We start from the raw sequence: 22,014 nt of genomic DNA, 5'->3' as shown, positions 1-22,014 counted from the left end.
CCCGTCAGGCGCGGCGGGCGCTGGCCTCGATCTGCGCCAGTTCCGGCGTCCAGCGCAGGTCCTGGGCGCGACGGGCGACAGCGCCGATGACGATCAGCACCGGACCGCCGGTCCCGCCCGTCAGCAGTTGCGGCAGGGTGTCGAGGCGACCGGTGCGCAGGGCGGCGGCCGGATCGCCGGCCCGCTCCACCACCAGGGTCGGGGTGCTGGGCGAACGACCGGCGGCGATCAGGCGACGGCCGAGCTCGGCCGCGGCTTCCCCGCCCATGTAGACGGCAACCGTGGCCTCGGGATCCGAGGCGGCGGCCCAGTCCTCGATGACGTCGCCGCTGCCGACCCGGGCCGTGGTGAAGATCACCCGGCGGGCCTCGCCGCGATGGGTGAGCGGGAAGTTGAACTGGGCGGCGGCGGCGCTGGCGGCGGTGACGCCGGGCACGACCTCGACCGACACGCCATGCGCACGGAGGAACTCGGCTTCCTCGCCCACCCGGCCGAACACCGACGGATCGCCGCCCTTCAGCCGCACGACGCGCAGCCCGCGACGCGCCAGGCGCAGCATCAGGCGGTTGATCGCCTCCTGCTTCATGCTGGGCCGGCCCGAGCGCTTGCCAGTCAGGATGCGCACGCAACCGGCCGGCGCCAGGGCGATGGCCTCGTCCGAGACCAGGGCGTCGTAGAGCAGCGCCTGGGCGCCCTCGACCGCGCGGGCGGCGCGCAGGGTCATCAGGTCGACCGGGCCTGGACCGGCGCCGACCAGCAGGACGTCTCCCAAGCCAGCATCATGCGACATCGGCGGTCTCCTTGGCCTTGAGGGAAGCGGCGGCGGCGATCATCCGGGCGATCTCCGGACGGCACGAGCCGCAGTTGGTTCCGGCGCCGGTGGCCGCGCCGACCGCGTCGGCGGTAGCGGCCCCGGCGACGATGGCGGCGTCGACGGCCTTGGCCCCCACCTTCAGGCAGGCGCACACCATCGGCCCCTTGTCGACCGGCGCGCCGGGCGGGCGGCCGATCAGCAGGGACGAGCGGTCCTGGGCCGACAGCTGGTCGAGGGCGAACAGGTCGGCCAGCCAGTCGCGCGGCGGCAGACGGCCGGCGGCGGTCTGGAACAGCACGGCGACCAGCTTGCCATCCTCGATCCAGGCCTCGCGACGCGAACCGGCGCCGGCGTCCTCGAACACCGTGGTCTCGCCGGTCAGGCCCTTGGTCAGGCGCTTGCGCAGAGCGTCACGCTCGGCGGCGTCGCCCCGGCCGGCGAATTCGTGCAGTTGGGCCGCATCCTGCGGGATGCGCCGCCAGACGAGGTCGAGGCCGGCGGGCGCGGCGATGGTCTCGCGGGTGAGGAAGAAGCCCTTCCAGGTCTCGCGATAAGGCCGCGCGCGGGCCGGCGTGTGCTTGAACTCCGGCTGGCCGGAGGTCGGGTCGAGATTGGGCGCGATCAGGTGGTTGGACTTGCCCGACGGCGCGAAGGCGTCGGTCCAGTGCATCGGCATGAACAGGCCGCCGCGTCGCTGGCGGTCTGTGACCTTGGCCAGAGCCACGGCCTCGCCGCGCACCGTGGAGACGCGGGTCAGGGCGCCGTCCTTGATCCCCAGGCCCTCGGCGTCGGCCGGGTGGATCTCGACGAAGGGCTCGGGGGCGTGGCGACAGAGGTCGGGGGCCAGGCCCGTACGGGTCATGGTGTGCCACTGGTCGCGGATGCGGCCGGTGTTGAGCGACATCGGGAAGGCGTCGCTGACGGCGTCGGCTGGCCCCTTGGGGCGCACCGGAACCATGCGGGCGCGGGCGTCAGGCGTCTGGTAGCGGCCGTTGACGAACAGGCGCGGCGTGCCCTGCCCTTCGACGCGGACCGGCCACTGGATCGGGGTCATGGCGGCGTAGTCGTCGGGGGTCATGGCGGCCAGGCCCGTCAGATCGAGCAGGCGCGAGCCCTTGTTCTCATAGGCGGTCAGGCGCGCCCATTCGCGGAAGATCGAGCCTTGCGAGGGCCAGCCGAAACCGTCGAAGCCCATGCCCTGAGCGACGTCGGCCATGATCCGCCAGTCGGCGCGGGCCTGGCCGGGCGCGGCGAACAGGGCCCGCTGGCGGGAGATGCGGCGCTCGGAATTGGTGACCGTGCCGTCCTTCTCGGCCCAGGCCAGGGCCGGCAGCTTCACATGGGCATAGGCCGTGGTGTCGGTTTCGACGCAGTCGGAGACCACGACGAAGGGGCACTTTTCCAGCGCCTCGCGCACCGCGCCGGCGTTGGGCAGGCTGACGGCGGGGTTGGTGGCCATCACCCAGATCGCCTTGATCTTGCCAGACCGCACCGCCTCGAACATCTCGACGGCCTTCAGGCCCGGCGCGCGGGCGGTGTCGGGCGCGCCCCAGAAGCGGGCGACGCGGTCGCGGTCTTCGGGGGCGAAGTCCATATGGCCGGCCAGGGTGTTGGCCATGCCGCCGGTCTCGCGCCCGCCCATGGCGTTGGGCTGGCCGGTGATCGAGAACGGGCAGGCGCCCGGCTTGCCGATGCGGCCGGTGGCCAGGTGCGTGTTGATGATCGCCAGGCCCTTGGCGACGCCCTGGGCCGACTGGTTGGAGCCCATCGAGAACAGGCTGACGGTCTTCGGGTAGGCGGCGAACAGGTCGTAGAAGGTCAGCAGGTCTTCCACCGCCACGCCGCAGTCGGCGGCGACGGCGGCGGGCGACTGATCGTCCTGCACCAAGGCCTCGCGGACGGCGTCGATGCCGTTCACGTGCTCGCGGATGTAGTCGAGGTCGAGCTGGCCGCGACGGTCGATCTCGGCCAGCAGGCCGTTCCACAGCCGCACGTCGCTCTGCGGAGCGATCGCAAGATGCAGGTCGGCGCCCTCGGCGGTGTCGGTGCGGCGCGGGTCGATGACCACGTGCTTCTGGCCGCGGGCCTTGGCGGTCTCCAGGCGGCGGAACAGGATCGGGTGGGTCCAGGCGGCGTTGTGGCCGGCGAAGACCACCAGGTCGGCCTCGTCGAGATCCTCGTAGCAGCCGGGCACCAGGTCGGCGCCGAAGGCCTGCTTGTGGGCGGCGACGGCCGAGGCCATGCAGAGACGGCTGTTGGTGTCGATATTGCCCGAACCGATGAAGCCCTTCATCAGCTTGTTGGCGACGTAGTAGTCCTCGGTCAGCAGCTGACCGGAGACGTAGAAGGCGACGCTATCGCGGCCGTGGCGGGCGATGGTGTCGCGGAAGCGCTTGGCGACCAGCGACGTCGCTTCGCCCCAGGAGGCGACGCGGCCGTTGATCGTCGGCTCCAGCAGGCGTCCGCCGAGACCGACCGTGGCTCCCAGCGCCGAGCCCTTGGAGCACAGCCGGCCAAGGTTGGCCGGATGCTGGCGGTCGCCCGACACGGCCAGGGCCCGGTCGGGTCCCGCCGCGCCGGCGACGCCGCAGCCCACCCCGCAATAGGGGCAGGTGGTCCTGACCGTCGCGATGACGCCGGAGCCGTCGGCCATCGGATCAGGCCGCCATCACCGGCTGGGCCAGCAGGACCCGGCCGTCCTGCACCCGCACCGGCACCACCGGGGTGCAACCCTTGCCGGCGTCGGCGCCGGTGGGGTGGCCGGTCTTCAGGTCGATGACCCAGCTGTGCAGCGGACAGGTCACGCCGTGGCCGTGGACGATGCCCTGGCTCAGCGGTCCATGCTTGTGCGGGCAGCGGTCGACCAGGGCGAAGACCTGGCCGTCGCTGGTGCGGAACACAGCCACGTCGCCCTGGGCCGTCGCCACCCGACGCGAGCCCCGCTCTGGGATGTCGGTGACGGCGCCCACGTCGTGCCAGTCGGGGTCGATGTCGAAAGTCTGGATCGTCATTCCGCAGCCATCCCCATCGGAAGCGTCGCCATCGGCTTGAATTCACCGGCCTCGACGCCCTTGCTGGCGCGCTCGGCCCACGGATCGACCTGGGCGGTCTCCTGCGAGATCACGAAGCGGGCGAAGAGCGCGGCGCGGTTGTCGAGGTCCTCGACGGTGGCCGCGTGGATGGTTTCCAGGCCGATGCGGGCCATCCACTTGTAGATCCGCTCCAGGTACCAGCCGCCCTCGCGGTACATCTGCATGACCGCCGAGATCAGCTGGATCGCCTCCTCCTCGGTGGCGACCTTGGTCAGCAGCTGCGTGCCCTGGATGTGCAGGCCGGCGGCGCCGCCGACATGGATCTCGTAGCCGCTGTCGACGCAGATCACGCCGATGTCCTTGCAGGTCGATTCCGCGCAGTTGCGGGGGCAACCCGACACCGCCAGCTTGACCTTGGCCGGCGCCCACGAACCCCACATGAACTTCTCGAGCTTGATGCCGAGACCGGTGGAGTCCTGGGTGCCGAACCGGCACCAGTCGCTGCCGACGCAGGTCTTCACCGTGCGCAGGCCCTTGGCGTAGGCGTGGCCGCTGACCATGCCCGCCGCGTTGAGGTCGGCCCACACCGCGGGCAGGTCGTCCTTCTTGACGCCCAAGAGGTCGATGCGCTGGCCGCCGGTCACCTTCACCGAGGGGATCGCGTACTTGTCGGCCACGTCGGCGATGGCGCGCAGCTCGTCGGGCGTCGTCATGCCGCCCCACATGCGCGGGACGACCGAGTAGGTGCCATCCTTCTGGATGTTGGCGTGGACGCGCTCGTTGATGAAGCGCGACTGGCTGTCGTCCTTGTACTCGCCGGGCCAGGCGCACAGCAGGTAGTAGTTGAGGGCCGGCCGGCACGAGGCGCAGCCGTCGGGCGTGGTCCATTCCATGGCCTGCATGACCGCGGGCATGGACCTCAGGTCCTGGGCCAGGATCGCCTCGCGCACCACGCCGTGCGGGTGGTGCGTACACTTGCACATCGGCTTGGGGCCCGTCTGAGCCTTGAAGCCGTCGCCGAGCGTGGCGCGGATGACCTGCTCGACCAGCGGCGTGCACGAACCGCACGAGGCCGAGGCCTTGGTAACGGCGCGAACGTCGTCCAGGCTGGTCAGACCCTGGGTGGTGATGGCGGAAGTGATCGCCCCCTTGCAGACGCCGTTGCAGCCGCAGATTTCCTGCGTATCGGGCATGGCCGCAACGGCCGCGCTAGGGTCCAGGCCGGACAGCCCTTCCGTGATCGCCTGGCCGAAGATGATGGTGTCGCGGATGTCGGCGACGTCGGTGCCGGCCTTCATCAGGTCGAAGTACCAGCCGCCGTCGGCCGCGTCGCCGAACAGCACCGCCCCGGCGACCTTGCCGTCCTCAATGACCACGCGCTTGTAGACGCCGCGGCCGGCGTCGCGGAACACGATGTCCTCGCAGCCCTCGCCGCCGGCGAACTTGCCGGCCGAGAACACGTCGACGCCCGAGACCTTCAGGCGGGTCGACAGCACCGAGCCGGCATAGGCGCCGGCCCCGTCGGTCAGTTCCTCGGCCAGGGCCCGGCACATGTCCCAGATGGGGGCCACCAGGCCGTAGCAGGCGCCGCGGTGCTCGACGCACTCGCCGACCGAGAACACCGCCGGATCGGAGGTGCGCATGGCGTCGTCGACGATGATGCCGCGATTGACCTGCAGGCCGCTCGCCTTGGCCAGGGTGGCGTTCGGCCGGATGCCGACCGCCATCACCAGGATGTCGCAAGGCAGGGTGCGGCCGTCCTTCAGCTTCAGGCCCGTGACCTTGCCGTCCTCTCCGACGATCGCTTCGGAGTGAGCGCCCAGCACGGTCTCGACGCCGCGCTCCAGCAGGGCCTCGCGCAGCAGATAGCCGGCGCTCTCGTCGAGCTGGCGCTCCATCAGCACGTCCATCAGGTGGACGACCGTGGCGCCCATGCCGCGACGGGCCAGGCCGTAGGCGGCTTCCAGGCCCAGCAGGCCGCCGCCAATCACCACGGCGCGGGCGCCGGGCTTGGCCGAGGCGGCGATCATGGCGTCGACGTCGTCGAGGTCGCGGAAGGTGACCACGCCCGACAGGTCGGCGCCCGGCAGCGGCAGGCGGAACGGATCCGAGCCGGTGGCCAGGATCAGCTTGTCATAGGGAACCTCGAGACCGCCCTCGGCCAGCACCTTGCGGCCTTCCAGGTCGACCCCGGTGACCCAGCGGCCGGCATGCAGGGTGATGCCGTTGTCGCGGTACCAAGCTTCGTCGTTGATGACGATGTCGTCGAAGGTCTTCTCGCCCGCCAGCACGGGCGAGAGCATGATGCGGTTGTAGTTGACCCGCGGCTCGGCGCCGAAGATCGAGATCTCGTAGCGCGAGGGATCGCGCTTGAGGATCTCTTCGACCGCCCGACACCCGGCCATGCCGTTGCCGATGACGACCAGCTTTTCCTTGGTCATGACTTTGAGCTCGTTGCGGAACATGGGGATCAGACGCGAACCGGGGCGGCGTCGCCGTGCAGGGTCGGCCAGACGGCGCGCCAGCGGGCCTTCAGGCCGTGCAGGGCGAAGAGCGCGAACACGGCCAGGGCGGCGAAGCCGAGGAAGCCGACCTGGTAGTCGCCGGTCAGTTTCTTGGCGAGGCCGAGGCTGGAGGCCAGGTAGAAGCCGCCGATGCCCCCGGTCATGCCGATCAGGCCGGTCATCACCCCGATCTCCTTGCGGAAGCGCTGCGGGGCCAGCTGGAACACCGCGCCGTTGCCCGCGCCCAGGGCCAGCATCGAGAACATCAGCACCGCCAGGGCCAGCCAAGGCGAAGGCAGCTTGAAGCTGGCAGCCGCCAGGCCGACGGCGGCCAAGGCGTAGACGACAGTCAGGGTGCGCACGCCGCCGAAGCGGTCGGCCAGGCCCCCGCCGACCGGGCGGATGAACGAGCCGGCGAAGACGCAGGCGGCGGTGAAGAAGCCGGCGATCACCGGATCCAGGCCGTATTCGGCGTTGAAGTAGATGGTCAGCGACGAGGCCAGGCCGACGAAGCCGCCGAAGGTGACGCCGTAGAGCAGCATCAGCCACCAGGCGTCCGGAACCTTCAGCACGTCGAGATACTCGGCCAGCTTCTTGGGCGCGGGCTGCTCGGGAGCGTCCTTGGCCAGCAGCATGTAGACGACGAAGGCGACGGCCAGCGGCAGGGCGGCCAGGCCGATGACGTTTTGCCAGCCGAAGGTCTTGGCCAGCATCGGCGCGAACAGGGCGGCCAGGGCGGTGCCCGAGTTGCCGGCCCCAGCGATGCCCAGGGCCAACCCCTGGTGCTCCTGCGGATACCAGCGCGAGGCCAGCGGCAGGGCGACGGCGAAGGAGGCGCCGGCCACGCCGAGCACCACGCCCAGGGCCAGGACCTGATGATAGTTGTGCACCCCCAGCAGCCAGGCCGTGGCCAGGCCGCCCAGCACGATCAACTGGCCGAACATGCCGGTCTTCTTGGGGCCGATGCGGTCGACCAGCACCCCGTTGACGAGGCGCAGCAGGGCGCCGGCCAGCACGGGTACGGCGACCATCAGGCCCTTCTGGGCGGGGTCGAGATGGAAGTCCTTGGCAATGGCCACGCCCAGCGGGCCGAGGATCACCCAGACCATGAACGACAGGTCGAAATAGAGGAACGCGGCGAACAGGGTCGGCGTATGTCCGGCCTTGAGGAAGTCACGAGAAATCATGATGCGCCTCGGAATGTTGCGTGTCTGCAAGAGCGAGGCGTCGTCGCCTCGTCGGGTGACCGCATCCGAGCGGTCGTCTCTGGCAGCCACGGACGCCGTTGTCCGAAGGCTTGAGATGACAAAACAACGGTCCGGGGACGGATGTCACGGGGGATGAGCGGCGCCGCCCCGCACAACGCCGCCAGCGTATGAATGCTCAGCAAAAGGGCGCCAGAGGCGCCCAGTCATTGTGCAGATGCGAGAGGGAAAAGCGCCTCAGGCGCGAGCGCGGCCGATCGAGAACCCTGCCGCGTAACGCTTGGCGAGGCTGGAATCGAAGCGGGGCCCCTCGAACAGCGGCGCCAGTTGCGGCGGAGCGTCCACGAAGACCTGGGCGGGATCGACCACAGGACCGACGGTCAGGGCCGCGGCCCGGAACATGTCGGGGCGATAGACGGCGTCGGCCGCCGCCTCCAGGTCGGCGTCGGCGCTGACCTGGCCCCAACGCACCATCTGCGACAGGAACCACAGCGCATGTTCGCGGCGCGGCAGGCCGGCGCCGTCGCGGTGGAAGACGATCTCGTCGTTGAGCGCCCGCGCCAGGGCTTCGGGCGCGACCCCGACGTGCTCGGGGCGCGCCAGCAGGTCGATCAGGTCCTGGCGGTTGGCCGGATCGTCGGCCCAGGCCGAGGCGCGGATCATGGCGCGCAGGGCGGCCCGCAGTTCGTCCGGATAGTGATGAGCCCAGGCTTCGGTGACGCCGAACACCTTGTCGGGGCCACCCGGCCAGAAGGCCGAGGCGCTGATCAGCACCTCGCCCAAACCTTCGAGCACGGCCACGGCGTTCCACGGCGCGCCGACGCAGAAGCCGTCGATGTCGCCGGCCCGAAGCTGCTCGACCATGCGCGGCGGCGGCGTAACGACCAGGCGCACATCGCGGTCCGGGTCGATCCCGGCCTGGGCCAGCCAGTAGCGCAGCTCGTAATTGTGCATCGAATAGGGGAACACGACCGCGAAGGTCAGGGGCGCGGCGCCCTGCCCCGCCCGCTCGGCGATGACCCGGGCCAGGGCGCGGGCCGAGACCGGTTGCTCGGTCATCACCTCGGGATCAGCCGCGCGCATGGCCTCGGCCAGGGCGATGGAGACCGTGACGGCGCTGCCGTTGCGGTTCAGGGCCATCGGGGCGATCAGCGACGGGCCGACATCGAGGGTGAGGCCGCCGGTAGCGCCGGCCGCCGCGGCCAGGGCCATCGGCGCCAGCATGTGGGCGCCGTCCAGCGCGCCGACGGCGACCTTGTCGCGGATCGTCGCCCACGAGGCCTCGCGGCTGAGCGAGACGTCCAGCCCCTCTTCGGCGAAGAAGCCCAGGCTCTTGGCAGCGACTAGGGGCGCGCAGTCGGTCAGGGGAATGAAGCCCAGCTTCAGATCGGCGAGCCCGCTCACGAGGCGTCTCCCTTCAGCACGCCTGCGAAGGCCAGCAGGTCGGCCGCGATCGCGCCGATCGGCTTGCCGCGGTCCATGGCCAGCTTGCGCAGCAGGCGATAGGCGCCGTCCTCGTCCAGCCCCCGCTCCTTCATCAGCAGGCCCTTGGCCCGCTCGACGGTCTTCCGTGATTCCAGGTCGGCCTTCACCTTGGCCAGGTCGCCGCGAAGCTGCTGGGTCAAGGCGAAGCGGCTCATGGCCACGTCGAGGATAGGGCGGACGCGGGCCGGGGCCAGGCCGTCGACGACATAGGCCGCCACGCCGGCGCGGACGGCCTGTTCGGCCAGGCCCGGCTCGGAGCGGTCGACGAACATCACCACCGGACGCGGATTGGCCTGGCTGGCCTCGCGCAGGCTCTCCAGCGTATCGCGGTCGGGGCTTTCGGCGGCGATCACCACCACGTCGGGCGCGAACTCGATCGCCTCGCGCTCGTCGAAACGTTCCGAGCGGCGGACCTCCAGCGGGTGCACGCCCGCCAGCCCTTCGGCCACCAGGGCGGCCCGGGCCGGATCCGGATCGATGACGAGAACGCGCATGGCTATCGCCCTAAGGACCGCCGCCCTTTGGGGGGAGGCTCTTTCGGCCAAGCTCATGCTCGAACGCGCTTCCGCCCAAGCATGAGGCGCCATTGCATACTGGTAAGGCAGCGAGGAGACCTTGGCGCTGCGACCAAGGGTGGCGCCGGCTAGTCGACCGCCAGGATCACGTCGGACGGCGCGATCAGGACGTGGACGGTCGCGCCGGGCGCGAGACCCGCCGCGTCGCGCGCCACCGTCGCCACAAGGGTCTTGCCCTCGGCCAGGGCGACCACGACCTCGCTGGCGGCCTCGCCGTCCTCGCGGTCGAAAACCTGGCCGCTCAGCCGATTGTCGCCGGAGGCGGCGGGCGGCGTTGCGGACAGGCGCACGAAGCTCGATTTGATCAGGGCAACGGCAGGCCGGCCGACGGCGAGGCCCAGTTCCTCGGCGCTGCGGCGGGTGATCACCGAGGCGATCTCCAGGCCGCCGCCGAGATCCAGGCGAACCTCGACCGTCACCCCGGCCGGAACCAGGGCGACCACCACGCCGCGCAGGGCGTTGCGGGCGCTGGTGCGCAGGCCCAGGCTCCAAAAGAGATCGCTCCCCTCCTCCGCGGCCAGGCCCGCCTCCAGCCGCGACAGGGCCGCCCCGACCTCGCGCTCCATGTCGCGGAAGGCCTTGATCACCGCATGGCCTCGCGGCGTGACCTGGGCCGCCCCGCCGGACTTGCCGCCAGCGCTGGCCGCGATCAGCGGCGCGTCGAACAGGTTGTTGAGCGCCTGCACGGCGTCCCAGGCGCCCTTGTAGCTGAGCGCCAGGCGCTTGGCGGCGGCGCTGATCGAGCCCAGCTCGGCCACCGCCTCGACCAGAGCGATGCGCTCCAGGCCGACGCGGGCCAGGGCGCCGCGCCGCAGGACCAGGCTGGCGCTGAGATCGCCCGTGCCGCTCATCGATCAGGCCTCCGACTCCGTTGGATCGCTTGTCGCCCGGCGCTGCGCGAAAAAACAGTCTGACGGCGCTCGAAAGCTCGTTATGAAGTCCAGTTACATAACCTGATCGAGACCCCGCATGTCGCTCGCCCGCCGCCCGCTGATCGCCGCCGTCCTGGCCGGAGCTCTATCGCTGGTCGCCGGCGCGGCCTTCGCGGGCGAGACCAAGGTGGCGGTGGCCGCCAATTTCACCGAGCCGGCCAAGGCCATCGCGGCGCAGTTCGAAAAGGCGACGGGCCACAAGGCGACACTGAGCTTCGGCTCGTCGGGCCAGTTCTACGCCCAGATCGCCAACGGCGCGCCCTATGAGGTCTTCCTGTCGGCCGACGTCGAGCGACCGCAGAAGGCGGAAAGCGAAGGCCTGGCCGTGGCGGGCTCGCGCTTCACCTACGCCACCGGGCGTCTCGTCCTGTGGAGCAAGATCCCCGGCCTCGTCGACGGCAAGGGCGCGGTGCTGGCCAAGGGCAGGTTCGAGAAGCTGTCGATCGCCGATCCCAAGGCCGCGCCCTATGGCCTGGCGGCGGTCGAGACCCTGACCAAACTCAAGCTCTACGAAGGCCTCAAGCCGAAGATCGTCACCGGCTCGTCGATCACCCAGGCCTACCAGTACGTCCAGACCGGCGCGGCCGAGCTGGGCTTCGTGGCCCTGTCGCAGGTGATCGACGACAAGGGCGGCTCGCGCTGGGTGGTGCCCAAGGCCGACCATACGCCGATCGACCAGCAGGTCGTACTGCTGAAGACGGGCGCGGACAGCGAGGCGGCCAAGGCCTTCCTGGCCTTCCTGAAGAGCCGCGAGGCCAAGGCGATCATCCGTCGCTACGGCTACGAGGTGCGCTGACGGCCATGGTCGAGGTCGTCTGGCTGACCCTGAAGCTGGCAACGGTCGTCACCTTGCTGCTGCTGGCATTGTCCACGCCGCTGGCCTGGTGGCTGGCGCGTGGCAAGTCGGTGCTGAAGCCGGTGGTCGGGGCGCTGGTGGCCCTGCCGATCGTGCTGCCGCCGACGGTGCTGGGCTTCTACCTGCTGATCGCTCTGGGGCCCAAGAGCCCGCTGATGCTGCTGCTGGCGCCGTTCGGCGTGCGGACCCTGGCCTTCACCTTCGAGGGGCTGGTGATCGGCTCGCTGGTCTATTCCCTGCCCTTCGCCGTCCAGCCGCTGCGCAACGCCTTCATGGCCATCGGCGACGAGCCGCTGGAGGCCGCCGCGACCCTGGGCGCGGGCAAGGCGGCGACCTTCTGGCGGGTGGCTCTTCCCCTCGCCCTGCCCGGCTACGCCGTGGCCGCCCTGCTGGCCTTCGCCCACACGATCGGCGAGTTCGGGGTGGTGATGATGCTGGGCGGCGGCATTCCCAGCGAGACCCAGGTGCTGTCGATCGAGATCTACCGCCTGGTCGAGAGCCTGGAATGGGACAAGGCTCACCAGCTGTCGCTTCTGCTGCTGGCCTTCGGCTTCCTGGCGGCCCTGACCCTGCTGTTGCTGGAGCGGCGGCGAAGCGCCCCGGCCTGAACGCATCCCGAAACGATACATCGGCCTCTGGGCGAGCGCCCGCCCTGTGCTATTGACGCGCCTCGCCTTCCTGGCGTCCGCCTTCCGAGTTTCACCGCGCATGTCCGATCCCGCCGCCCCGAACACCGGTCCCGAAGACGACGCCAAGATCGAGGAGGCGGTCGTCGAGACCGCGCCTGAAGCCGCTCCGCCCGCCGCCGAACCGCCGGCCAAGCCGCCGCGCGTTCCGATCTGGAAGCAGCGTCCGTGGCAGATCGGCGCCGCCGTCGTGGTGCTGGCGATCGTCGCCGTCGTGACCTGGCTGCTGTGGTCGCTGCCGCTGGGCCGGGCCCTGGAGCCGGCGAGCAATCCGACGATGGTGCTGCTGGCCTCGGACGGCAAGGCGATCGCCCGGCGAGGGTCTTACAAGGAAGCCCCGATCGAGGCGGCCAAGCTGCCCAAGTACGTGCCCGGCGCCTTCATCGCCATCGAGGACCGGCGCTTCTACTCGCACATGGGCATCGACCCGAAGGCCATCGCCCGGGCCGTCGGCGCCAACGCCAAGGCCGGCGGGGTGTCGGAGGGCGGCTCGACGATCACCCAGCAGCTGGCCAAGAACGCCTTCCTCAGCAACGACCGCAACCTACGGCGCAAGGCCCAGGAGGCGCTGATCGCCCTGTGGCTGGAGGCGCGGCTTTCGAAGGAAGAAATCCTGTCACGCTACCTGTCGGCGGTCTATTTCGGCGAAGGCGCCTTCGGGCTGCGGGCCGCCGCGCGGCACTATTTCGACACCACGCCCGAGCAACTGTCCGTCGGCCAGGCCGCGATGCTGGCCGGCATGGTCAAGGCCCCTTCCCGCCTGGCGCCCACCGAGAACTTCGAAGGCGCCCGCGAGCGGATGGACGTGGTGCTGGGCGCCATGGTCGAGACCGCGGTGATCACGCAAGGACAGGCCGACAAGGCCAAGCGCGACATGAAGCCGATCCCGCCGCGCGACAAGCTGCCGACCGGCTCCTACTTCGCCGACTGGGTGTTCCCGCAGGCCCGCGCCGCCTATGACGCCCGCTACGGCGAGACCATCGTCAGGACGACCCTTGACTCCAAGCTGCAGGCCCAGGCCGAGAAGATCCTCAACCAGGCCATCGAGCGCGACGGCAAGGTGCTGAACGTCACCCAGGGCGCGATCGTGGCCATACGCACCGACGGCCGGGTCGTGGCCATGGTCGGCGGTCGCGACTACAAGACCAGCCAGTTCAACCGCGCCGACGCCGGCCGCCAGCCGGGCAGCGCCTTCAAGCTGTTCGTCTACCTGGCCGCCATCCGCCAGGGCATGACCCCGACCTCGCCGATCCTCGATGCGCCGGTCGACGTGCGCGGCTGGACCCCGAAGAACCACGAGGGCAAGTACGCCGGCCGCGAAGTGCCGCTGATCACCGCCTTCGCCGGCTCGTCCAACGTGGCGGCCGTGCGCCTGGCCCAGCAGGTCGGCCGCAAGGCCATCGTCGCCACGGCCCGGGACCTGGGTGTCACCGAACCGATCCCCGACGACCTGACCTTGGCGCTCGGCACCGGCCCGATGAGCCTGGTGCAGCTGACCGCCGCCTACGCCGCCGTCGCCGCCGGCGAGACCCCGGTGGTCCCGCACGGCCTGGCCGACTGGAAGCGCCCATCCAAGGCCCGCGCCCTGTCGAAGACCGAGCTGGCCGGCATCCGCGACCTGCTGCGCTCGGCCGTGCATCGCGGCACCGGCGTCGAGGCGGCCATCCCCGGCGCCTTCGGCAAGACCGGCACCACCCAGGGCTATCGCGACGCGATCTTCGTCGGCTATGTCGGCGACCTGGTCATCGGCGTCTGGGTCGGCAACGACGACAACAGCGCCATGAACGGCGTGGTCGGCGGCGGCCTGCCGGCCAAGATCTGGAAGGCCTTCGCCCTCTCGGCCACCGGCGGCGCGCCCAAGCCGCCGCAGGACGACGCGCTGAGCGCGGCCGAGGATCCGAGCCTGGCCGACCCGATGATCGGTCCCGACGGCCTGCCGATCGACCCGGCCGCCGCGCCCGTCGAGGGCGAGGCGCCGGCCGATCCGAACGCCCCGACGACGCCGGCGCCCGTGCCGGTTCCGGCGCCGGCGGCTGCTGCGCCGCCGGCCGAGCCGCGCCCTGGAACCCCTCTCCCATAGGGAGAGGGCGGACCGAAGGCGTGGGAGGGTGAGGGGTTACGCCGTCGGCGGTCCCCTCACCTCATCCCGAAAAGAAGAAGGGGCTAGAAACGGTCACCGTTCCTAACCCCTCACCCTCCCAGGCTATCGCCTGGGCCCCTCCCTCTCCCTCTGGGAGAGGGTCATAGGTCCTCAGTTCAGGTCCAGCACCACCACCGACTTGGCCGGCAGGGTCGCGGTAAGGACGTCGCCCTTGATGGTCGCGCCCTTGAACTCGACCGGCTTGACGGCGTCGGGCTTCTCGAAGGTGTTGCGCGACGACATTTCCGGGCCGGTCAGGACGCGGCCCTTGGCGGTCTTGGCGGACAGGCCCGTCAGCTTCACCGAGATGGTCGCGGTCTTGTTCGGGTCGACATTGGTCAGGGCCAGGTGAACCAAACCGTCCGTGCCCTTGCCGGCCGTGGCCGTCACGGCCGGGACCGACGACTTGCCGATGGTGTACTGCGGCGCGTCGATCTCAAGCGGCAGGAAGGTCGCGCCCTGGAACGGCTTGTAGAGGTCGAACACCCAGTAGGTGGGCGTCAGCACCATCTTGTCCTTGTCGGTCAGGATCATCGCCTGCAGCACGTTGACCATCTGGGCGATGGCGGCCAGGCGCACCCGGTCGGCGTGCTTGTGGAAGATGTTGAGGGTCGTGGCGGCGACCATGGCGTCGCGCATGGTGTTCTGCTGGTAGAGGAAGCCCGGCTCGGTGCCCGGCTCGACGTCGTACCAGACGCCCCATTCGTCGACATAGAGCCCGACCTTCTTATCGGGATCGTACTTGTCCATGATGGCGCTGTGCTTGGAGACCAGCTCCTCCATCTTCTCGGCCTGAACCAGGGTGTCGCCCCAGGCCTGCTCGTCGAACACGGTGGCCGAGCCCTTCTTGCCCCAGTCGCCGGTGGGGATGACGTAGTAGTGCAGGCTGAGCGCGTTCATGTTCTTGGCCGCGCCCTTCATCAGGACCTCGGTCCAGTTGTAGTCCTGGGCGTTGGCGCCGCTGGCCACCTTGACCGGGCGATTGCCGCGCGGGGCGCGCACGAACTCGGCGAAGTTGCGATAGAGGTTGGTGTAGTGCTCGGCCGTCATCTGGCCGCCGCAGCCCCAGTTCTCGTTGCCGACGCCGAAGAAGTCGACCTTCCAGGGCTTGTCGCGACCGTTGGCGCGACGCTCGTTGGCGATGGTCGATTTGGTGTCCGAGGTCAGGTACTCGAGCCACTGGCCCATTTCCTGCGGCGTGCCGGCGCCGACATTGCCGGCCAGATAGGTCTTGGTGCCGATCAGCTCGGCGAAGTCCATGAACTCGTGGGTGCCGAAGCTGTTGGGCTCCTCGACGCCGCCCCACAGGACGTTGACGCGGACGGGGCGCTTGTCGCGCGGGCCGATGCCGTCGCGCCAGTGATAGTCGTCGGCGAAGCAGCCGCCCGGCCAGCGCACGACCGGCACCTTCAGGGCCTTCAGGGCCTCGACCACGTCCTTGCGGTAGCCCTTGATGTTGGGGATCGGGCTGTCTTCCCCGACCCAGACGCCTTCGTAGATGCCGCGGCCCAGATGCTCGGCAAACTGGCCGTAGACCTCGGGCTGGATCACCGCGCCCGGCTGGTCGGCGCGCAGGGTGGCGCCGACCTTGGTCTGGGCGCCGGCCGCCCCGACGCTCAGCAGGACGGCGGCCACGCCGCCCATCAGGGCGTGTTTCAGCATCTTGGAATTCACGTCGTTTCTCCCTCTGGTCGCCGGCTTGGCGCCGCGCGGACGCGTCGCAAACCTTGTTATTTGTCTGAGTATACTCGGGCGCGGGGAGCGTCAATCGATGCGGGAGGTTGGGCGGGGCCAGCAATACAACGACATAGTGGGGTGGTGGCGGACGAAGGCTTGTCGGATGATTTCCAGGGTTCCTTCTCCCCTTGCGGGAGAAGGTGGCGGCGAAGCCGTCGGATGAGGGGTCTCTCAGATGGCAGACACATCGCCCGGCCTGACCGCTGCCCGCGGCTGTGAGTTTCGAGAGACCCCTCACCCGACCTGCTGCGCAGGCCACCCTCTCCCGCAAGGGGAGAGGGGACGGGCGCGCGGTCTCACGCGGCAGACCGCTGAGGGGATGGAGAGGGCGCGGGGCGTCCGGGCTCCGCCCGGAGTTTTGTGTTTCAAATACCGTTTCGACGAAGCTCTGACGCCCCGCGCGATCGTTGAACCTCAGGCCGGGACGCGCGGGCCTCTTCCGCCCTGTGCCCCTTCCCCATGCAGTGCGCCCCGTTTCTTGGCGGCCAGGCGTGCATGCGGCGCGGACCCTCGGACGGGCGGGAGGCCAATGTCGGCGGCCTCCCGATGGATGGGTTTACGTCCCCCATCCTCATTTAAGCCGTTCGGCCCTGCTCTCGCAGCTCCGGCGGCCCCGCTCGATCGCATCGTCGTCGCACGCTTCGGGCCGGATCCTTGCGCCCTCTCCCTGCGACGGGACAGCTGTGATTATGCCGGCGGTTTCGACGCGTCTGATCCAGTGGCGTGAGAATGTTTTAGAGCGTTGATTAGGCGGAACTCTTTGCCGAGTTCAACGGGGATAGACGGCCGCCAATCCCCGTCCGCCTGCCCAAACCCGTAAAACCCCCGCGAACGCGGGGGCCCAGGTGTTTTGTCGTCGAGCGCGGTGGGGGCAGAAAAAGCCTGGGTCCCCGCTTTCGCGGGGATTTTACGGAGGGGGTAGGGCCGCAGGCGGCGTAACCCCTCACCCTCCCACCGCTGCGCGGCGGGCCCCTCCCTCTCCCTCTGGGAGAGGGTCGTCAGGCCGACGGCGAGCGGCGGGAGATGGCGGCGCGGGTGTCGTCCTGGGCCAAGCCCACGAGGCGTTCCATGGCTTGGCGGGCCTGGTCGGCGCGGCCGGCGGCGATGGCGTCGAAGACCTTCCAGTGGTCGGGAATCGGGTCGCGGGCCAGTTCGCGGTCGCGCTGCTTGAAGATCGTGGTCCAGCGGACGGCCGCACCGATGCTGCTGGACAGGGTGCGCAGCGGCTCGTTGCTGGTGGCCTCGAGCACGGTGTCGTGGAAATCGCGGTCGGCGGCGCGGCCGGCTTCGGTGGCCAGGGTGTGCTGCTGCATCTGGATGAGGGCCGTGCGCATGCGCTCCAGCTGCGCGTCGTCGCGGCGTTCGGCGGCCAGGGCGGCGGCGGCCGGCTCGACGATCATCCGCAGCTCGTGCAGGCCGGTGAGGAACTCCTCGCTGGGCTCGGCCTCGAAGAACCAAGCCAGGACCTCGGGGTCCAGCAGGCTCCAGCGCGAGCGGGCGCTGACGCGGGTGCCGGCCTTGGGGCGGCTTTCGACCAGGCCCTTGGCGGCCAGGATGCGGATGGCCTCGCGATAGGCGCTGCGCGAGACGTGCAGCTGTTCGCTGGCGTCGATCTCGTTGTTGAGCACGTCGCCGGGCTGATACTGGCCCGAGACGATGGCGATGCCCAGGGTCCGCGCGATCGACCCGTGGATTCGGCCGGAGAATCCCTCCTCGCGCTCGAACTCGCCGTCCGCGCCCGAACCCTTCGCCTTGCCCACGCCGCCTCCGCTGATCGCCAATACGGCGTCGCCGCCGGTCAAGATCCGACTCTAGCGAGACTAATTGTCTGACGACAAGGAAATTCACCCGGAGACCGTCATTCAAGCTACGCCGACAGGGTCTGTAAAAGTATGATAAATCAGGTGATAGCGCTATTCACCAGCCCCGGGCGGGTCCGTTCGTGACCTATCGACAGGCGACCCAAACGCCTCACTTCCGGGTTTGACTTGCCGGCGGCGATCGCTATTTGTCTGACTAAATACCAATGAGAGGATCGACCATGTCCCTGCGGTTCGTGCAGCTGAAGACGCCCGAGGGCGCCCGCGCCCTGGCGGCGATCGACGAGAGCGGCGCCGCCCGCAAGGTCGGATCGGCCGACACCCTCTATGCCCTGGGCCAGCTGGCCATCGACAAGGGCGTCAGCCTGGTCGACGCCGCCGGCGCGCTGGGCGAGGCGATCGACGTCGCCGCCGCCCTGGCCGAAGGCCGGGTGCTGGCCCCGATCGACCACGCCGACCCGGCCCACCTGGTGATGACCGGCACCGGCCTGACCCACCTGGGCTCGGCCGAGGGTCGCGACAAGATGCACAAGGCCGCCCAATCGGGCGAACAACTCACCGACTCGATGCGCATGTTCCTGATGGGCGTCGAGGGCGGCAAGCCCGCCGATGGCCAGGAAGGCGTGCAGCCCGAGTGGTTCTACAAGGGCGACGGCACGCAGTTGGTCGGTCCCGGCCAGCCCCTGACCTCGCCCTCGTTCGCCAAGGACGGCGGCGAGGAGCCCGAGATCGCCGGCGTCTACCTGATCGGTCCCGACGGCACGCCGCATCGCCTGGGCTTCTGCCTGGCCAACGAGTTCTCCGACCACGTGATCGAGCGCGGCAACTATCTGTGGCTGGCCCACTCCAAGCTGCGCCAGGCGGCGCTGGGCCCCGAGCTGCTGAGCGGCGAACTGCCGGCCGACGTGCGCGGCGCGAGCCGGATCGTCCGCGGCGGCGAGACCGTGTGGGAAAAGCCGTTCCTGTCGGGCGAGGCCAACATGTCCCACACCATCGCCAACCTCGAGCACCACCACTTCAAGTACGCGCTGTTCCGCCGCCCGGGCGACGTGCACGTGCACTTCTTCGGCACGGCCACCCTGTCGTTCTCGGAAGGCTTCCAGACGCAGCTGGGCGACGTGTTCGAGATCGAGGCCGCGCCGTTCACCCTGCCGGTCCGCAACCCGCTGGCCCAGGACGCGGCGCCTGCCGAGGTCACGGTGACGGTGAAGGCGCTCTGATACCGGCTCCACACTCTCGAAAGTCATCGCCCGCTTCATGCGGGCGACCCAAGCTGAACTGGCAACATCCGGAAACGCTGCTTGGGTCGCCCGAACAAGTCGGGCGATGACTTCTGGAGGGGTCAAGAAACGCACAGCAAAAAGGCCTCGCACCGCAGGGTGCGAGGCCTTTTCGTTTGGCGTGGAGAACGGGAGCGGCGGACCGCTCCCCTCCCCGACTACTCGGCGGCCGGGGCCGGCTGGCCTTCGAGGGCCACGGGCTCTTCCTCGGCCGTCACCTTGCAGCCCCAGAGGGCGTAGAACAGCACGTAGAGCTCGCAGACGGCGGTGACCAAGAACGAGATCTGCAGGCCGTAGGTGTCGGCGATCTTGCCCTGGACGATCACGAGAGCGCCGCCGGCGATGGCCATGACCAGCAGGCCCGAGCCTTCCTCGGTCAGGGCGCCCAGGCCCTTGATGCCCAGGGTGAAGATGGTCGGGAACATGATCGAGTGGAACAGGCCCACGGCGATCAGGCTCCACATGGCCACGGGGCCGCTGGAGAAGGTGGTGATGATCATGACCACGAAGGCCAGGGTCGAGAAGATCGCCAGCACCTTGGCCGGGTCGACCTTGCGCATCCAGACGCTGCCGATGAAGCGGCCGACCATCATCCCGCCCCACAGCAGGAACAGGTAGCGCGAGGCCTCGGTGTGAGTCAGGCCGCCGATCTTGGGGTCGGAGACGAAGTTGATGAACAGGTTCGACACGCCGATTTCGGCGATCAGGTAGATGAAGATGGCCGGGATGCCGAGCACCAGGTTGCGGTGCTTCCACAGCGAGTGGCTCTTGCGCTCCGACACCGCGGCGCGGCGGGTGGCGCCGCCCAGGTCAGGCAGCTTGTAGCGGGCGATGACCACGGCCAGGGCCACCAGGACCACGGCGACGATGAAGTAGGGCAGCTGCACCGACTGGGCGTCGGCCAGGCGCTCGGCCTGGGTCAGCACCTTGCCGGCCTCGGCGTTGCCCGAGGCGCTGCGGCTGAGGATCAGGTAGCCGCCAAACAGCGGGGCGAGCGTGGTGCCCAGCGAGTTGAAGGCCTGCACCAGGTTGAGGCGCGAAGACGCCGTCTCCGGCGGGCCGACCACGGCCACGTAGGGGTTGGCGGCGACCTGCAGCAGGGTGATGCCCGAGGCGACGATGAACAGGGCGGTCAGCACCACGCCGTAGGACGGGATGCGGGCGGCCGGAATCATCAGCAGCGCCCCGAAGGCCATGATCAGCAGGCCCGTGACCATCGACTTCTTGTAGCCGATCTTCTCGATCAGCTTGGCCGACGGGATCGAGGCGAAGAAGTAGGCGATGAACCACACCGACTCGATCAGCGTCGTCTGGGTGTAGTTGAGGTCGAACACCGAGCGCAGGTGCGGCAACAGGGTGTTGTTGATGACCGTGATGAAGCCCCACATGAAGAAGAGGCTGGCCAGCAGGGTCAGGGCGGACCTCTGAGCGCGGGGGTCGCCCACGCTGGCCGCGCCGGCTCCTGCGCCGGCTCCTGCGGACATGGTGATCGGTGCGGGCATTCCCGGGTCTCCCGTTGAGAAGGACGACGTCTTGACGTTGCGCCCTAGTTTTTTGTCTGAGTATATGGCGACCCAATGGCCGTCAACGCCGACAGAGCGCGGCAGGGCCGATCCGGAGAGGAAACTATGAAGACCTGGCGCCACGTCCTGCCGAGCCTTGCCGCAATCGCCGCCGCCACGGCGGCTCCGCTGGCCGCGCACGCGGTCGAGCTCAGCCGCAAGCCGTTCGGCCAGACGCCCGACGGTCAGGCGGTCGAGGCGATTACCCTGACCAACGCCAAGGGCGTGTCGGCCACCGTCATCAGCTATGGCGCGACCCTGCAGGCCCTGGTGGCCCCCGACCGCGCCGGCAAGACCGCCGACATCGTGCTCGGCTACAAGGACGCTGGCGAATATGTGAAGGCCGCCAACTACTTCGGCGGTTCGGTGGGGCGCTTCGCCAACCGCATCGGCAAGGGCCGCTTCACGCTGGACGCCAAGACCTATCAGCTGGCGCTGAACAACAACGGCGTCGCGGCGCTGCACGGCGGGGTCAAGGGCTTCGACAAGGTGGTCTGGACGGTGCGTGACGCCAAGGCCGGCCCGACCGCCTCGGTGACCTTCGAGCATGTCAGCCCGGACGGCGAGGAAGGCTATCCCGGCACGCTGACGGCGACGGCGACCTATGCGCTGGACGAGAACAACCAGCTGACGATCACCTACGGCGCCACGACCGACAAGCCGACCATCGTCAACATCACCAACCACGCCCTGTTCAACGTCGCCGGCGAAGGTGCGTCGGAAGGCGCGATGGGCAACGTCCTGACCCTCCCGGCCGACGGCTATTCGCCCGTGGACGGCGAGCTGATCCCGACGGGCGTGACGACGCCGGTGGCCGGCACGGTGTTCGACTTCCGCAAGGCGACGGCCGTCGGCGATCGGATCCGTGACGCCAGCGACGCCCAGATCGTCGCCGGCCGCGGCTACGACCACAACTACGTGCTGACGGGCAAGTCGGGCGGGGCCCTGCGCCTGGGCGCGCGTCTGGCCGATCCCAAGAGCGGCCGCGTGCTGGAGATCCTGACCGACCAGCCGGGCATCCAGTTCTACGCCGGCAACTTCATCGACGGTACGACGGTGGGCAAGAGCGGCAAGATCTATCGCCAGGGCGATGGCATCGCGCTGGAGCCGCAGCACTTCCCCGACGCGCCCAACAAGCCGCAGTTCGCGCCGGTGCGGCTGGACCCGGGCCAGACCTACAAGAACCAGATGATCTTCCGGCTCACGACGCAGAAGTAAGTCGACCGGGAACAGACAAAAAAGAGGCCCGGCGGTTACCCGCCGGGCCAGTTCATTAGGGAGGAAACGCCCAGGAAGGGCAGAGGCGCTCGCGCCTCACGAGGTTGTAGTTAGCGGTACCAACGGCGAATTCAAGAGCATTCCGCTAAAAAGTGACGCTTTGTCGCA

The 22,014-nt window shown here is 69.5% G+C and carries 16 protein-coding genes; 5 read left to right on the top strand and 11 right to left on the bottom strand.

Annotated elements, in window-relative coordinates; all coding sequences use genetic code 11:
- Positions 1 to 4: 4 nt before the first annotated feature.
- The 8 genes from cobA to I4Q42_RS11780 form a co-directional block, all read right to left on the bottom strand.
- Positions 5 to 790 carry a uroporphyrinogen-III C-methyltransferase gene (gene cobA, locus I4Q42_RS11815; protein ID WP_198576271.1) on the bottom strand — a complete coding sequence of 262 codons (786 nt, stop codon included), beginning with the start codon at positions 788 to 790 and terminating at the stop codon, positions 5 to 7.
- A complete protein-coding gene (locus tag I4Q42_RS11810; RefSeq protein WP_198576270.1) occupies positions 780 to 3,467 on the bottom strand; it encodes a molybdopterin-dependent oxidoreductase in 2,688 nt (895 codons plus the stop codon). The genes cobA and I4Q42_RS11810 overlap by 11 nt, the downstream gene beginning before the upstream one ends.
- 4 nt (positions 3,468 to 3,471) lie before the next feature.
- Entirely contained in the window at positions 3,472 to 3,825 is a 354-nt protein-coding gene (gene nirD / locus I4Q42_RS11805) for a nitrite reductase small subunit NirD (protein WP_198576269.1), read from the bottom strand.
- Positions 3,822 to 6,287, bottom strand: a complete 2,466-nt coding sequence (gene nirB / locus I4Q42_RS11800; RefSeq protein ID WP_198576268.1) for a nitrite reductase large subunit NirB — start codon at positions 6,285 to 6,287, stop codon at positions 3,822 to 3,824. Before nirB ends, nirD begins: the two co-directional genes overlap by 4 nt.
- A gap of 29 nt (positions 6,288 to 6,316) precedes the next feature.
- Positions 6,317 to 7,537: a nitrate/nitrite transporter gene (locus tag I4Q42_RS11795; protein WP_198576267.1), complete on the bottom strand. Its 1,221-nt coding sequence runs from the start codon at positions 7,535 to 7,537 to the stop codon at positions 6,317 to 6,319.
- A 255-nt stretch (positions 7,538 to 7,792) separates the two neighbouring features.
- Complete coding sequence (locus I4Q42_RS11790; protein WP_198576266.1) at positions 7,793 to 8,959, bottom strand: CmpA/NrtA family ABC transporter substrate-binding protein; 1,167 nt, start codon at positions 8,957 to 8,959, stop codon at positions 7,793 to 7,795.
- Positions 8,956 to 9,534 carry an ANTAR domain-containing response regulator gene (locus I4Q42_RS11785; RefSeq protein ID WP_198576265.1) on the bottom strand — a complete coding sequence of 193 codons (579 nt, stop codon included), beginning with the start codon at positions 9,532 to 9,534 and terminating at the stop codon, positions 8,956 to 8,958. Before I4Q42_RS11785 ends, I4Q42_RS11790 begins: the two co-directional genes overlap by 4 nt.
- Positions 9,535 to 9,683: 149 nt before the next feature.
- A complete protein-coding gene (locus I4Q42_RS11780; protein WP_198576264.1) occupies positions 9,684 to 10,466 on the bottom strand; it encodes a TOBE domain-containing protein in 783 nt (260 codons plus the stop codon).
- A 118-nt stretch (positions 10,467 to 10,584) separates the two neighbouring features.
- Between I4Q42_RS11780 and modA the strand changes: the two genes are divergently transcribed.
- The 3 genes from modA (at position 10,585) to I4Q42_RS11765 (ending at position 14,169) form a co-directional block, all read left to right on the top strand.
- Positions 10,585 to 11,343: a molybdate ABC transporter substrate-binding protein gene (modA, locus tag I4Q42_RS11775; protein WP_198576263.1), complete on the top strand. Its 759-nt coding sequence runs from the start codon at positions 10,585 to 10,587 to the stop codon at positions 11,341 to 11,343.
- 5 nt (positions 11,344 to 11,348) lie between these two features.
- On the top strand, positions 11,349 to 12,011 hold the full coding sequence (modB, locus tag I4Q42_RS11770; RefSeq protein WP_198576262.1) for a molybdate ABC transporter permease subunit: 663 nt from the start codon (positions 11,349 to 11,351) through the stop codon (positions 12,009 to 12,011).
- 100 nt (positions 12,012 to 12,111) lie between these two features.
- Positions 12,112 to 14,169 carry a transglycosylase domain-containing protein gene (locus I4Q42_RS11765; protein ID WP_232793069.1) on the top strand — a complete coding sequence of 686 codons (2,058 nt, stop codon included), beginning with the start codon at positions 12,112 to 12,114 and terminating at the stop codon, positions 14,167 to 14,169.
- Positions 14,170 to 14,340: 171 nt separating this feature from the next.
- On the opposite strand, the gene I4Q42_RS11760 is transcribed toward I4Q42_RS11765, so the two are convergent.
- A complete protein-coding gene (locus I4Q42_RS11760) occupies positions 14,341 to 15,903 on the bottom strand; it encodes an alpha-N-arabinofuranosidase (protein WP_332873071.1) in 1,563 nt (520 codons plus the stop codon).
- Between the two features lie 1,061 nt (positions 15,904 to 16,964).
- Positions 16,965 to 17,726: a FadR/GntR family transcriptional regulator gene (locus I4Q42_RS11755; RefSeq protein ID WP_198576427.1), complete on the bottom strand. Its 762-nt coding sequence runs from the start codon at positions 17,724 to 17,726 to the stop codon at positions 16,965 to 16,967.
- Between the two features lie 281 nt (positions 17,727 to 18,007).
- On the opposite strand from I4Q42_RS11755, the gene araD1 reads away from it, so the two are divergent.
- The gene (araD1, locus tag I4Q42_RS11750) at positions 18,008 to 19,006 is read left to right on the top strand and encodes an AraD1 family protein (RefSeq protein WP_198576261.1); all 999 of its coding nucleotides are present in this window, start codon (positions 18,008 to 18,010) and stop codon (positions 19,004 to 19,006) included.
- 218 nt (positions 19,007 to 19,224) lie between these two features.
- On the opposite strand, the gene I4Q42_RS11745 is transcribed toward araD1, so the two are convergent.
- Complete coding sequence (locus I4Q42_RS11745) at positions 19,225 to 20,568, bottom strand: sugar MFS transporter (RefSeq protein WP_232793068.1); 1,344 nt, start codon at positions 20,566 to 20,568, stop codon at positions 19,225 to 19,227.
- Positions 20,569 to 20,694: 126 nt separating this feature from the next.
- On the opposite strand from I4Q42_RS11745, the gene I4Q42_RS11740 reads away from it, so the two are divergent.
- Positions 20,695 to 21,846: an aldose epimerase family protein gene (locus I4Q42_RS11740; RefSeq protein WP_198576260.1), complete on the top strand. Its 1,152-nt coding sequence runs from the start codon at positions 20,695 to 20,697 to the stop codon at positions 21,844 to 21,846.
- Positions 21,847 to 22,014 lie beyond the last annotated feature (168 nt).

Origin of the sequence: Caulobacter hibisci (assembly GCF_016135805.1) — a bacterium.
GTDB classification, from domain to species: domain Bacteria; phylum Pseudomonadota; class Alphaproteobacteria; order Caulobacterales; family Caulobacteraceae; genus Caulobacter; species Caulobacter hibisci.
The sequence above is the reverse complement of the archived record's forward strand: the minus strand, read 5'-3'. Positions and strand labels throughout refer to the sequence as shown.